This window comes from Luteibacter sp. KNZ12-1A (assembly GCF_056755675.1).
Genome location: NZ_JBPGXU010000008.1, coordinates 65,791 through 80,252, shown reverse-complemented (window position 1 = coordinate 80,252; position 14,462 = coordinate 65,791). Strand labels below are relative to the sequence as shown.

Genomic DNA, 14,462 nt, shown 5'->3' with positions numbered 1-14,462 from the left:
AGATGTGTATAAGAGACAGGAACCGGTTGGTGCGAGACCTGCTGGAAGATGCCCTCCCGATGGGGGTATGGATCGAAGGCGAACTCTCCAACGTCTCACGGCCCGCTTCAGGGCATATGTACTTCACGCTGAAAGATGCCAGCGCCCAGGTCCGCTGCGCCATGTTCCGCATGGCCGCGTCGCGCCTGCGTTTCCGGCCCACCGACGGCATGCATGTGCTCATGCGCGCCAAGGTCGGGCTTTACGAGGCGCGCGGCGAGTTCCAGCTGGTGGCCGACCACATGGAGCCGGCGGGCGAAGGCGCCTTGCAGCGCGAGTTCGAACAGCTCAAGGCCCGGCTTGGCGCGGAAGGACTGTTCGCCCCGGAACGCAAGCGCGCGCTGCCCGTGTTTCCGCGCCGCATCGGCGTCATCACGTCACCGTCCGGCGCGGCCATCCGCGACGTGCTGAGCGTGCTTGGACGCCGCCTCGGCCTCGCCGAGGTGGACGTGCTGCCCGTGCCGGTGCAAGGTCGCGAGGCGCCGCCCGCGATCGTGGCCATGCTAAGGCGTGCGTCGGCCAGCGGTCGCTACGACGTGATCCTCGTCACCCGCGGCGGCGGCTCGCTGGAAGACCTCTGGGCCTTCAACGATGAAACCGTGGCACGGGCGATCCATGCCAGCGCCGTGCCGGTCGTCTCCGCCGTGGGCCACGAGGTGGATTTCACCATCGCCGATTTCGTGGCCGACCTGCGCGCGGCGACACCTTCGGCCGCCGCCGAACTGCTGGTGCCCGATGGCGCGGACCTCGCGCGCCAGCTCGACCGCCTGCGCCAGCGAATGACGACGCTGACGACGCGCCGCCTTCAGGCCGCGGCGCAACGCGCCGACCATTGGCAGGCGCGCCTCAACACCCAGCGTCCGCAGGCGCGCCTCGCGCGCGATGCGCAGCGCCTCGATGCCCTGCACCGGCGCCTCCGTTTCGCGATCGGCCAGGCGAACGCCTTGCGCCGAGCGCGTCTCGAACGCCTCGATGCCCGCCTGACGGCGCGACATCCTCGCCTGCGCCTCGAACCGGCTCGCCTGCGTAATGCCGAACTACGGCAACGGCTCGACCGCGCCATCGCACGCAAACTGGAACGCGATCGCGCGCGGGTCCTCCAGCAGGGCCGCACGCTGCACGCGGTGAGCCCACTCGCCACGCTCGAACGCGGCTATGCGATCGTCTTCGACGAACGCGAGGCGATCGTGCGTCGTGCTGCCGATGTCGCCGTCGGAGAGCGCGTGCGCGTGATGTTGGGAGACGGCGAGATGAAGCTTCGGCGGGAATAGTCGAAGGCGAGGACCATCTACATCCTAGTGCCATGGATGGGTCGCTTTTCGTCGCGGAGATGCCTCACGACGCGTGAACACCTCGGATCGGATGATCCGTGGTTTCGTCACCCACGAGGCCACGTACATGCTTCGGAAGAACTACCCCTATTACCTCGCCAACGTCGCCGTGAAGGGCAAGGCGAAGCTCGACGTCATCGACAAGTACACCGGCGAGGTTGCCACGCGCGTCGCCCTGCCCGACGCGGCGGCCCTGGACCAGGCCATCGCGGCGGCGCACGGCGCGGCCGGCGATATGAAGCGGTTCAAGCCGTACCAACGGCAGGCGGTGCTGGAACACTGTGTCACGCGCTTCCGCGAGCGTCGGGACGAGTTGGCCTATGCGCTCTGCGTCGAGGCCGGCAAGCCGATCGGCGATGCGGCGGGCGAGGTCACCCGGCTCATCGAAACCTTCAAGATCGCCGCCGAAGAAGCGGTGCGAATCAACGGCGAAACGCTCAACCTCGAAATCTCCGAACGCAGCGCCGGCTATCATGGTTACACGCGCCGCGTCCCGCTCGGGCCGGTGGCTTTCATCACGCCATTCAACTTTCCACTCAACCTCGTGGCACACAAGGTGGCTCCGGCCATCGCCGCGGGTTGCCCCTTCGTGCTCAAGCCCGCCGAGCGAACGCCCCTTGGCGCGCTGATCATCGGCGAGGTTCTCGCCGAAACCGATCTGCCCCGCGGAGCATTCTCCATCCTGCCCATGCTTGGCCGCGATGCGGAGCCACTGGTGACCGACCCGCGCCTGAAAATGCTTTCGTTCACCGGCGGCCTCATCGGCTGGGACCTCAAGGCCAAGGCCGGGCACAAGAAGGTCATCCTTGAACTCGGTGGCAATGCCGCCTGCATCGTCGACGGCGACCAAGCCCCACGCCTCGACGCCATCGTCGACCGGCTGGTCTTCGGCGCGTTCTACCAGTCAGGGCAGAGTTGCATCAGTGTTCAACGAATCCTTGCGCACGACACTATTTATGACGAATTGCGCCGTCGACTCGTAACGAAGGTCAAGACACTCAAGGCCGGCGATCCGAAGAAGAAAAATACCTTCCTCGGCCCGATGATCGACGAGAACGCCGCCATACGGCTGGAGGAGTGGATCGACGAGGCGAGGAAGGCGGGCGCGAAGGTCCTGTGCGGAGGCCGGCGCAAGGGCGTCATGCTCGAAGCGACCTTGCTCGAAAACGTGGCGCGCGGCGAAAAGCTGCAACGCATGGAAGCCTTCGGCCCGGTTGCCCTGCTCCACCGTTTCAGCACTTTCGACGAAGCCCTCGGCATGGTCAACGACTCGGACTTCGGCCTGCAAGCCGGCGTGTTCACGGACAACCTGCGCCACGCCATGCGTGCATGGGATGAGCTGGAACAGGGTGGCGTGATCGTCAACGACGTGCCCAGCTTCCGCGTCGACAACATGCCCTATGGTGGCGTGAAGTCATCGGGCCTGGGCCGCGAAGGCGTACGCTATGCCATCGAGGACATGACGGATGTGCGCCTGATGGTCATTCGGGATAGTTGAGGAATCGCTTCGGCTCCTGGCTCAAGGGGCCGAAGTCGACGTGCGTGCACCAAATTGGCACGCAGTTCGACCGATCGGAAGCCGCACGCCGAATAGGGACGGCCTACGTCTTAAGGACTATGGCGCCATGAACTCGACGCCGGTTGAATGGCACGTGGGTTCTGGAATTCGCAAAAGGAGCTTTCGAATGAATACCGCCCGACGCATGCACTCTTTCCTGATATTCCTGACGATCGTCCTTCTGGCTTCATGCGCTACACCGCAACCAGCAGGCAACTACGTCGCTCCACGCAGCCCACAGCAGAGCAAGACGGGCAACGCCGTGAAAGCGGTGGCATTCATGAGGTTCTGGAATAGGGAGGATAACCATGACGACAATTTCTGCACCATCGATGTTCCTCAGGTTCCCTTTTATCTCAGGCTGAACCTGAAAGACGAACCCGAGGGGCAGGTTGACTGCGCGAACGACAAGGCGCGCTCCGTGACCCTGGAAAACATGCCGCCTGGAACGCTGCTCTGGCTCTTCGACGATCCGGACTGCGGTAAAAGCGACGACTGGACAAAAGTCACCGTACTGAAGCAAGCCTCGGCGATAAATATTCCAAGCTTCGGTACGGACTTCAAGTGGGATACGGCCATTGTCGAGGCTGACTACCAGAACGGCCTTACCGGAAAACTTTCCTGTTTCATCCTACAGGTGCCTGGACCAAATGGCACATATGCCCAGCAGGTCAACGGCGGTCACGGCACATCTTTAACGTCACCTCACGGCATCGACGTGAAGTGACGGCGTGTCGGCGGGAACCCGCGCGGATAACACCTGGCAGACGAACCACGAACAGACAAGGACCGTCCTCATGAACACCCCATCCCGCCCCACTACCTCGCTTGCCGACGTCAGGCAGCTCACTTACTTCCAGATCTACAAGACCAATCCCAGCGAGCAGCACGGGACGATCAAGCTCTTCAGCAACGGCAACCAGCAGTGTCCGATCAAGGTCGGGTTGATCGCCGCCGATGCCAACGAGAACCCCATCACTCTCACGGAAGCCGAGATCAGGAAGGCCCTCACGCTCATCTTCTACGATGACGCTAGCGCGCTGGGTGACGGCTATGCGTCGTCATTCGACAAGAACAGATTCACGTGGACCGAATCCGCCATTCCGGCGAAGCATCCCCACGAGGACGAACCCAGCCGGAACAGTGAAGCGGAAGTATCCCGGGCCACCGCTGTCGAGCCCCCCGCGAGCATCCAGGTCATCACGCTCTACGTCTCCGCCACTCCCGGATCGTCGGGACGAGCGCTCGCGGCACGTTTCCAGGTGACCGAGAACCTGTTCTTCACGACCAGCCCGTCCGTGAACGATTCCGAAGGCCAGGGACGGGATGGCGAATTCGACTCGTCGGTCGACGTCCTTCTGGCGGCCCCCCCCTTTCTTTCGGCCATGGATTTCGGCGCTGCTTCCAACGGTCTCGTCTCGGGGAGAAAGGTGGGCGACTCGACCACCTATTTCTACTGGGCGACCGAGTACTACCTCAATCCGAAATTGAATGGAGTCGCCATCCCCCTGGATTCCGTCGGAGCGAGCGCATCCGTCGGTGGCAAGCCACCGGAAGGTGCATTCGGGTTCTACGTTCATGGCGACTTCTTCGCTCATGTGCAGTGGGGAATCAGTTACTACAGCCAGCCGGGCGAAACCGGCGCTGAATCGGCCGGTCTTCCCCTGCCGCCGCTGTACGCTCTCGTCGCGGAGTCCGCACCTTCCGATGCCACGCGAAACAGCGAAACATCGACGGCCACGATCACCGTTCACGCCGGCACCCGCGTCGACAGGGTCACCACGACCGTGCACTACATCGGAAGCGGTTCCAGTCATGGAAAACACGACACGTCACCGGACGCGGATCTTCCGTATGCGATGTACACGAATTGTGTCGGTCAGATCGTGGGAGCGAACAAGAGCCGTATCGTCATAGGAATCCTGAAAGGAAATCTCCCCAGGAAGTTCACCAACAGCGCGGGCGGCGTTATCCCGGAAAAGGGTTCCACGGTCATGCATATCCTGGACGCTTACGGCAACGACCATATGTTAGCCCTGTCGTACGACGCCACCAGGGACGAATTTACGATCGCGTGATGTCGCTCTCCATTCAAGGATAACGTGATGGCAAGGAAAGCCTCCCCGCGCGAGTCTCCCGCGCTTGATTTGACTGAAGTCGACGTCATCCTCGAGCAGACGGAGGTTTACCGTAATGGACTTCAGCAGGCCAGGATCAGGCTCGATCTGGCGTCAGAGCACGATGGGACGCCGTCGGACTTGACCTCCAGTGAAATCGCGAGCATTCGGCTCTTCGATTACCATAACCAGAACTCCGGAGCGATCCCGTTCTCGGACGATGGTTCCACCACTTACAAGGGCTGGTCGGCCCAACACGTCTATCGTGGCTATGTATCCCAGACCACCAGGACAGGCGAGCCACGAGCCATCCAGTCCTACTTCCTGTACCTGTCCGCCAACACCGAGGCCACGGAGACCCTGGATGTCGCCTTCGAGGTCCATGGCGACGATCTTTCGATCTGGCGCACCAACGGAAGGTGCACCTTCGATGGCATCGAGCAACCCATAGCGGCGATGGACAAGCATGTCGGCATCACGATGACGCCCCTTCCTCCCGAGAGGTATTCCGCCAGTTCCTTCATGCTCGAACGGCGCCCCCTCGATCCGGCCACGCATCCGTACGGAGCGAACGCGGAGGGTATCTTCGATGACATCGTAACGGTATCGATCCAGCTGGTGGACCAGACCACGCTCGGCATCCGCAGCATGATCTGCGATCCCCCGGGCCTGATCCACTGGAAGGACAAGGTGTCGTACTTCAGGCAACCCTGTTTCACAGGCTATGTCGAGCCCGGCGACACGACGATTCACTGGAACGGCGCGATGAACGACCACTTCGGTTCAACGCCACCACCAGAGCGACTTGCAAGCCCCGAAGAGGAATCGGGCGTCATCGTAGTGTGCGGAAGGGTCGACATCCCGGCCTGGGTCGGCGCACCGGAGGCGCCGATGAAATTGACCATGACGGATGCCCACGGCAGCGTGCAAAGCTGCCACATCGAATTCGTCAAGGGTGAACGGGACGAACTGATAGCGACGTGACCGACACAGGACCAGGGAAGGCAACGCCATGACGACCGATGAAACCCTTGCACCGGCCCCCCTGGCACCGGGGGACATGTACTCCACCGCATTTCAGTTCTACAGCCATATCAACGCGGACGTGGACCCTCGCACCGGCATGTATTCGGCGAGCATCGACCTGGCTACGGGTGAAGGCAATCACTTGCGAGGCCCCCACCTCCCCTTCCGCCTGAGCTACAGCGCCGCCGACACGATCGACGACGGCTTCGGCAAGGGTTGGCGTCTTGGCCTCACCGAACTCGACCTCGACGCCAGCCTCCTGACCCTGTCCAGCGGCGACAGTCACAAGGTCGAGAGGCTCTTGCTCGATGCACCGGCGCGCTTTCCGGATCGCAAGCTCGACAGCTGTTCACTGGTCATGATGGATCCGGAACATCGAACCGCCGTGGTCGAACACGTGACTGGCGTCGTCGAGCATCTCCAGGCGATGTCGTACCCCACCCACCTGCTACGACCCGTTCGCATCATCAACCCCAGCGGCGACGCACTCCAACTCATATGGGAACCGGATGGGAACGGCATTTCGCGTTTGACACGCGTCATGGATAACGATGGCGAGGCATTGCTGCAGGTCGACTACGCCGACCTGAACAACGTCCGGCTCACCCTCCACCTGGCCGACGCCGCCCGTCGCGAGGCTGTTGTTCCGCTGGAGATGCAATTCAGCGTCCTGGGGGGGCAGCTTGAACGCATCGCCATTCCCCTCATCGCCGACCTCAATGAAATCGAAACGGCCGAAGGCGATGAAGCGGTGTGGGAATTCGGGTATCGCTCCGTCGGCGGCATCATGATATTGCTCGCGTCGGTGACCTCCCCCGATGGCCTGAGCGATTCGGTGGAATACGATACGGCGGCACTTACGCTTCCCCCTGGGGGACCGCTTTCCCACATGCCCGCCGTGACGACACGGAAACGGTCACTCGCGACCGATGCCACGACCGTGGTCCGGGAAAGCCGATACACCTATAGAAACGGCGACCTCGACCATAACTTCTACGGTTACCCGGCGGTACAGTCCTGGGAAAACCGGAATGATCAGCTCCTCCACATGCCCGGCGCGGACGCCTACACCTATGGGTCGACGGAGGAGCAGTATCAAGACGGATCCCTGCTGTGCACGATCGAGCGCAACTACAACCACTTCCACCTCGTCACCAACGAGAAGACCACCCGTGGCAATGTCGTGCAGGACGTCGTTACCGAGTACGGCATCAAAGACCACGTCTCTTTCGACGATCAGGAGGCGAGCTTCCAGCTTCCGCACAAAGTGACCACCACCTGCTACGACATTCGCTTTGCCGACATGAAGCAGGTCACATTCACCGAGAGTTCGTACGACGGCTACGGAAATGTCCTGTCACGTTACGACAGTGCCACCGATACGACCGAAACGTCCGATTATTACCCGCCGGAAGGCGAGGAAGGCCTATGCCCACCCGATCCGCTCGGGAAAGTGCGACGCCTCAGGAGCCGCAGCACCTCGCCCGGCAGGAACGGCGACCCGATTCGTTCGACGCGGTACCGCTACGTTGAGGTCCCCGTAAGAAACTCCGCACGAGTCATCGAAAACAACTCGCGGCGGGAGCGCACCTACTACATCCAGGCATCGGGGGAAACGTCGACAGTGTTCGATGCCGACGTTGACACGATTCTCGTCCACAGCGAGCAGTCGTTTGTCACGGACCAGCGCAACCAGCACGGCAGCCTGCTGCAGGAGACACGCGAGCAGGATGGACTGACGGAGATCCGCGCGTTCACCTACGAAACCGACGACGTCGCTGGCACGGTAACCACGCACACCACGCACACCACGCACGACGGCGTGGTGAACACGACAAGCGAAACCCTCCACCTCATCAGTGGCCTGGTGCGATCCACGGTGGATGCGCTCGGCAACAAGGCCGAGTTCACCTATGACGCCCTGGGCCGCCGCACCAGCGAAGTGCTGTCACCCGACCATCCCGACTACCGCGTCGAAACGCGCTGGCGCTATCAATTGTCGATGAGCGAACGCTGGGTCGAGCGCATTGGCATTACGGGCCTGCCACATCGCGTGTGGATGGACGAGCAAGGCCGCACCATCCGTCGCCAGGAGCCCCTGCCCGACGGCACGCTGATGACCGTGCACGAGCTGGAATATGACGGCTTCGGGCAACTCGTCAGAGAGGTGCAGATCGACCGCATGCGCGGGGACACCGCACTGCGACTGGAGACGACCTACGCATACGACGACTGGGGTCGCTGCTCGCAGATGACCTCGCCGGATGGAAGCAAGACGCTGAGTGAGACGACCCTTGTCCGTGACCCGCTTTCGTTCGGCGACGAGGTGATCACGCGGACGATGCAGTGGCAGAGCTACGGAATCGACGAAAAGACCGGCTGGCGATCGACCTACCTCGACGCCGCGGATCGGCAACGGCGCGCGCAAACCGGTACGTGGTCCGAGACCGGCGAGCCCACGGTTGCGTCGACCACCACATGGGAATACGACGGGCTGGGCAGGTGCGTGAAGATGGTGGACCCTCTTGGCAAGGTGACCCGTCAGGCATGGGACGGCCACGACCGCTTGATTCGCAGCGACCTTCCCGATGGAACCGCCGTGCTTCGGGCCTACGCGCCCGGCCACGAGGACGAGTTCGTCGCCCGGCTCGCCATCGTACCGCCCGAGCGCGATGGAGCGCTCCGCGGCCTCGCCGGAAAAGCCGGCGAACTGGAACTGGGAACCCGCACCTGGGACGGACTGGGAAGGTTGAAGATGGAACAGGCGGGCAGCCTGATTACCAGCCATGCCTACATACCGAACCAGATGAGTTCCGACACGAAGACCATGCCGAGCGGCAATATGCTCCGGATGGCTTACGATCTTCGCCTGCGAGAAGCGCTGCTCGGCTCGACGTTGACGAGTCCGGAGGGTGCGGTGGAGGCCATACTGACCGAGGCTACCTATGACAACGCCATGGGCCTGCCTACCCGGATCGTCGCCGAAGGCGGATCGATGACGATCGCGCCTGACTATCTCGGCCGGATGACCAGCCAGGAGATCGCCCTCACCGGTGACCTGCCGCGAGGGTGCCATGTCACCATCACGCCGGGGGGCCTCGCCCTGGAGAAGACAGGCACCGACGGTATAACGCAAACCTACGACTACGACGACAAGGGACGCCTGAAGAGCGTGACCGATGAGGACGTGACGATCGAGCTGTTCTACGACGGCCTGTCGCGCCTGGACCATCGCATCTCGCGCTCCGCCGATGGCCGTTCCGTCACGCAGCGGCTTGCTTACGACCCCCTGGGGCGCGTGCACGAGCAGACCTGGGAACACACCGGCGAATCGACCACGCAAAAGCGCAGCCTGGCATTCGACTGGCGAGCCGACGACAAGGTTTCCGAGCGTCGCTGGTACCGCGACGACACCACGCTCCTGCGCACCGAGACGATGGACTATGACGACCGCGGCCGGCTGATCCTCCATGGTATCGTCGCGGTCGAAGGCGAACACCCACTCGACGAGACCGGACAGCCATACGTGAAACAGGAGTTCGAGCATGACTGCCTCGACAACCTGCGGACCGTGACGACGACACTGCTCGACGGACGGGTCAACGTCACCCGTTACGGGTATGACGCGGTGGACTTCGACCGGCTGGTCAGCGTAAGCAACAGCCTGGATGGCTATCCCGGCTACGGCACGCCACTGGAGCTCACGTACGATGCGAACGGCAACCTGATCGACGATGGCCAGGGCCGGACACTGCATTGGGACGGCGCAGGCCGATTGGTGAACGTGACGCTTGCCGACGACAGGCGGATCACCTATATCCACGGCCCGGACACGCGCGTAAGCAGCGTGACGATCGATGAGGTGCCAAGGTACCGCTACCGCGAAGACGGCGCCATCGCCTTCGAGGTCGATGCGCTGGAGGGACGGCGATTCATCCGGGCGGAGGGTGGCATCGTCGCCGAGACCCGGCTCACCGGGGCGATCAGGGAGACCTTCCTGCTCGGTACCGATCCACAGGGGTCCGTGGTGACGGAGTCCGTGCCGGATCGAATCTCATGAGCGTCGCGGCACGCATCTACACCGCCTACGGCGGAAACGCCGGCGCGACAGGCGCCGCACGGCTGGCGTACGCCGGCGAGATCATGGAAAGGCTGACCGGGTGGTACCTGCTCGGCGGCCGTCCATACAACCCGGTACTGCGGCGCTTCCTCGTGCCCGACCCGGAAAGCCCTTTCCACGAGGGAGGATTCAACCGCTATGCCTATTGCAGCGGCGATCCGGTAAACCGGATCGACCCGAGCGGCAACGCGTGGACGGACTGGCTGGCGGCCGGATTGATGGTGGCCCTCTCCGTCGTGGGCACGGTCATCAGCGCCGGAGCCCTGACCGCTCCCCTCGCGGCCGCTTCGACCGCCGTGGCGACCGCCGCCGCGGGTGGGGCCGGCGTGATGGGAGCCGCATCCGCCGCGGCGACCGTCGTGGCCGCGACCCCCGGGATCGTGGCCACCACCACGGCGGTCACGATGGACGTGATATCGACAGCGGCGGCTATCGGTTCGGTCGCCTCGATGGCGACACAGAACCAGAAAGCCAACGCCATCCTGGGCTGGGTGTCCATGGGCGCGGGGGTCGCCTCGGGCGCCGCCACGCTCGTGGCGTCCAAACAGATATCCATGACGTCCGCCAGGGCGTCGTTCGCCACCCGTGGCGCGCCGGCCGGCGGTGGTGGTGCGAGCAGGACAGCCACCACCCATGCCACGGTGAGTGCCCTGAAGACGACCATGCCCATCCTGGCATCGAGCGCATCCGCCCGAAGCGACACACGGGGATCGACCCGCAGCCTGGTGGCAAGCGATGCGAGCGGCAGCCTTCCGCAAGTGAGGCAGGGAGCCGTGGAACTCAGGAGGGATGGCGTCAGGCAAGCAAACCTGTACTTCGGGACCCCGATCTCGCGGCGAGCATTCCGGAACCCCCATGGAACCAGGCGGATCGCCGGCGAACGACTTCACAGGCCGGATATCGAAAGCGCCCGGCGGGCCGGCGCCTCCGCGGGACTGAACGTCGAAGCCATGGACATGACGAGAGCGACAACGGAACAGATTCGACGACGCCTGTCGGAGGATGGCATCCATGTCGCCGTCACCGGGCACGGTCTCCTCGACGAATCCGTCATGAGATCGCTGAACATGCCATCCGCGGTCTCCGATCATTTGCTCCCCGTGCGGGCAAGTCCGTGATGCGCACGCTGACGTCGACGTACGGCGCTTACGGCGAGCGCGCGCCGGCGGCGGCGGCGCGTACCGCTTTCGCTGGTGAGGTAGGCGAGGCCGACACCGGCTTCTATTTGCTGGGTGCGCGTTTCTATAGCACCACGCTGCGCCGATTCCTCACCCCGGACCGGGCCAGCCCGTTCGGACGTGGCGGCATCAATCGTTATACCTATTGCAGCGGTGATCCCATAAACCGGATCGATCCGAAAGGTCACTCATGGCTGAGCTGGGTGGCGATGTCTTTCGGGCTGGCCAGAAACAACACCGGAACGGCGAGTTCGGCGCCGGGTTCCCGGCATACGAACGACGCTGTCACGACGCCCGGCACGGTGGCCTCGACCGCCGCGTCCATGATCGACTCGATCTCCATCACTGCGGCTGTCGACGCCGCCGCCCTGACGGTGTCGAACGAGCCGGAGGCCGGTGGCCTCTTTGGATGGATCGGGTATATGGCAAGGGCCACCCTGGGTGGATCCGATCTCGCAGCCGCCAGAAGCGGTTCGCCAACGCGGCGCTTCGTAGGGCCTGTCAGTGTCATCGCACAGGCCGCAGGCACAGGAGTACAGCCGGAACGGAACATCTCGGTATTCATCGATGGCGACATCCCCGCGCACCGATCGACACTCAATCGGGGTGGAAAGAAGGATGTGACAAGAAATTGGATATATGGCACGCACGTCAGGAATCCGAAAAGCCGGATCTGGGCAGCGGACTCAGCCATCAACTACAAGGACCTCCCGAACCTGTTCCCGCACATGACGGGCCGCGGCATCACCAATGCGACCCTCTATACAGGGGTCGATGGCCAGCCCAATGGCAATAACTGGACAGCAAAGTGGTTTCATGGAACACCGGAGCCGCTCTTCTACGAGCAGGATCTCCTGCTCACGAAACCAGCGGCCAAATCCGCGGGGCTCGACCTCGACATCGAAGACATGGGTGAAATGCTGATAACGGACATGCGGGATAAATTGGCACGGAGTGGCGATCACATTATCGGTGCTTGTTACGGCATAGCGGACGAGGTCGTCATGGACGCGCTGAACCTGTCGAACGTGAGCTTGTATTACCTGCGCCCACCGCCCTGGCTCTGAACCATGGTGGGCGCCCCGTCACACCCGTGTACGTACGAGCTGAGAACGGTCGATGCGATCAGGTGCCGTTTCTCGGGGGTGGCGCCAGATCTCCGACGAGGGTCGGAATGAGCTCCGACACCGTCGGATGAATCGGTACCGCCCATTGCAGCGTCCCGACCGGCGCATCCGCGTTCATCATGTCGAGGATGCCGTGGATCGCTTCATCCCCGCCTGTGCCAAGGATGGCGGCGCCAAGGATCTTCTTCGTCTCCGCGTCGGCGACGATCTTCATGAAGCCCCAGGTCTCGCCCTTCTCCACCGCACGCCCTACGCGTGTCATCGGACGCTTCGATATCAGCAATGGCCGGCCGGACTTGCGTGCCTGCGATTCGGTCATGCCGACTCGCCCCAGCGGCGGGTCAACGTAAAGCGCATAGCCGAGGATGCGATCGCTCACCTTGCGCTCCTCGCCATCGAGCAGGTTGGCGGCGACGATCTCGTAGTCGTTCCACGCCGTGTGCGTGAACGCGCCCTTGCCGTTGCAGTCCCCCATCGCCCAGACGCCTTCGGCACTGGTCCGGAGGAAATCGTCGACCTTGATGTATCCCTTGTCGTCCGTCTCGATGCCTGCCTTATCCAGGCCCAGGTCGTCCGTGTTGGGGCGACGGCCCACGGCAAGCAGCACATGCGTACCGACGACCTCGGGGGCTCCCTCGGTGCAGTCCACGCCGACCTTCACGCCGCGCTCGTGCTTCGCCAGTGTGATGCAGCAGGCGTCCGTGCGAACGGCGATGCCTTCGGCTTCGAGGAACGCGCGGATCTCGGCCGAGACGTCCTCGTCTTCGTGGCCGATCAACCGTGCGCCCTTCTCCACGATGGTCACCTCGGCGCCGAAGCGCCGGAACATCTGGGCGAACTCGAGACCGATGTAGCTGCCGCCGACCACCACCAGATGTCCGGGGACGGCTTGCAGTGGAATGATGGTGCTGTTGGTGAGGTAATCGACCTGGTCGACGCCCGGGAAGTCCGGCACGTTGGCGCGACCGCCGACATTGAGGAAGATCTGGGGCGCTTCCAGCGTTTCGCCATTCACCTCGATCCGTCGCGGACCGGTGAATCGCGCATGTCCACGAATGAGCGTGAGCCCCGGCATGGATGCCAGCCAGTCCTCGTTGCCCTTGCGCGAGTCGAGGATCACCTTGCGGGCCCGGGCGGCGATGGTCGGCATATCGATGGACAGCGGCCCGGTACGGATGCCGTATTCCGCGCCTCGCTGCGCGAGACGGGCCGCATAGGCGCTGGCGACGAGGGTCTTGGTCGGCTTGCAGCCGGTATTGACGCAGGTGCCGCCGACCAGATGCCGCTCGATGATGGCGACGGTCTTGCCCGCGCCGGTGAGGCGGTTGGCCAGCGCCGGCCCGGCCTGCCCGGCTCCTACGATGATGGCGTCGAAGGTATGGGTCATGGGCTCCGGCCTCGAATGGTGACCCCGGCCCGATTCGAACGGGCGACCTTCCCCTTGGGAGGGGGCTAGGCTCCGCTCTGGAATGCGGGTTGCCGGGTGGATTGTGCTTACGGTGTACTAAAAACGCTACGGGATGTCAGACGTTCCTAGCGCCAGTCAGGCGCGCGCCTTGGTCTTCACCGGCCGCGAGGGGAGCTTTTTTTTCTTCGGTGCAGCTGTTGCGGTACGCTGAACGACATCACCGACCGTCTTCCTGGACCTGGCCGCGACAGCCTTCTTTCCATAGGGGGCAAGAACAATTTTTAGGCCGAGTGCACCGGCAATTTTGCGAACGGTCACGAACCCGGTCTTGGCACCAGGCTTAAGTGCCTTGTAGAGGCCGGGACGAGTAAGGCCAGCTGCATCCGCTACCTGAGTCATACCCCGCGCACGCGCGACATCATCTAGTGCGGAAAGGAGAAGATCTTGATCATCTTCGGTTAGAACTTCGTTCAGGTATGCAGCGATGGCCTCTTCACTGTCGAGATACTCGGCAGCGTCAAACGCCGAGAACTTGGTGGGCATGGTGGTTCCTTGGTC

10 protein-coding genes are annotated in these 14,462 nt (G+C 63.2%); 8 read left to right on the top strand and 2 right to left on the bottom strand.

Annotated features, from left to right (window positions below):
- Window positions 1–2: 2 nt before the first annotated feature.
- The 8 genes from xseA to ACR9ZJ_RS03705 all read left to right on the top strand — a co-directional run bounded on the left by xseA (window position 3) and on the right by ACR9ZJ_RS03705 (window position 12,436).
- Window positions 3–1,310 (top strand): exodeoxyribonuclease VII large subunit, encoded by a 1,308-nt coding sequence (gene xseA, locus ACR9ZJ_RS03740; protein ID WP_481286916.1) that lies wholly within the window; start codon window positions 3–5, stop codon window positions 1,308–1,310.
- A 127-nt stretch (window positions 1,311–1,437) separates the two neighbouring features.
- A complete protein-coding gene (locus tag ACR9ZJ_RS03735) occupies window positions 1,438–2,868 on the top strand; it encodes an aldehyde dehydrogenase family protein (protein ID WP_481282713.1) in 1,431 nt (476 codons plus the stop codon).
- Between the two features lie 187 nt (window positions 2,869–3,055).
- Window positions 3,056–3,655: a hypothetical protein gene (locus ACR9ZJ_RS03730; protein ID WP_481286915.1), complete on the top strand. Its 600-nt coding sequence runs from the start codon at window positions 3,056–3,058 to the stop codon at window positions 3,653–3,655.
- Window positions 3,656–3,725: 70 nt separating this feature from the next.
- Window positions 3,726–5,006, top strand: a complete 1,281-nt coding sequence (locus ACR9ZJ_RS03725) for a hypothetical protein (protein WP_481286914.1) — start codon at window positions 3,726–3,728, stop codon at window positions 5,004–5,006.
- Between the two features lie 27 nt (window positions 5,007–5,033).
- Window positions 5,034–6,029, top strand: coding sequence for a hypothetical protein (locus ACR9ZJ_RS03720; RefSeq protein ID WP_481286913.1), 996 nt, complete (start codon window positions 5,034–5,036; stop codon window positions 6,027–6,029).
- Window positions 6,030–6,057: 28 nt separating this feature from the next.
- Window positions 6,058–10,131, top strand: a complete 4,074-nt coding sequence (locus ACR9ZJ_RS03715; protein WP_481286912.1) for an RHS repeat domain-containing protein — start codon at window positions 6,058–6,060, stop codon at window positions 10,129–10,131.
- Window positions 10,128–11,309, top strand: coding sequence for an RHS repeat-associated core domain-containing protein (locus tag ACR9ZJ_RS03710; protein ID WP_481281041.1), 1,182 nt, complete (start codon window positions 10,128–10,130; stop codon window positions 11,307–11,309). Before ACR9ZJ_RS03715 ends, ACR9ZJ_RS03710 begins: the two co-directional genes overlap by 4 nt.
- Window positions 11,309–12,436, top strand: a complete 1,128-nt coding sequence (locus ACR9ZJ_RS03705; RefSeq protein ID WP_481286911.1) for an RHS repeat-associated core domain-containing protein — start codon at window positions 11,309–11,311, stop codon at window positions 12,434–12,436. The genes ACR9ZJ_RS03710 and ACR9ZJ_RS03705 overlap by 1 nt, the downstream gene beginning before the upstream one ends.
- Before the next feature lie 58 nt (window positions 12,437–12,494).
- Here ACR9ZJ_RS03705 and ACR9ZJ_RS03700 read toward each other — a convergent pair whose 3' ends face one another.
- Both ACR9ZJ_RS03700 and ACR9ZJ_RS03695 read right to left on the bottom strand, forming a co-directional pair.
- A complete protein-coding gene (locus ACR9ZJ_RS03700) occupies window positions 12,495–13,883 on the bottom strand; it encodes an FAD-containing oxidoreductase (RefSeq protein ID WP_481286910.1) in 1,389 nt (462 codons plus the stop codon).
- Between the two features lie 156 nt (window positions 13,884–14,039).
- A complete protein-coding gene (locus tag ACR9ZJ_RS03695; RefSeq protein ID WP_481286909.1) occupies window positions 14,040–14,447 on the bottom strand; it encodes an addiction module antidote protein in 408 nt (135 codons plus the stop codon).
- Window positions 14,448–14,462: the final 15 nt, after the last annotated feature.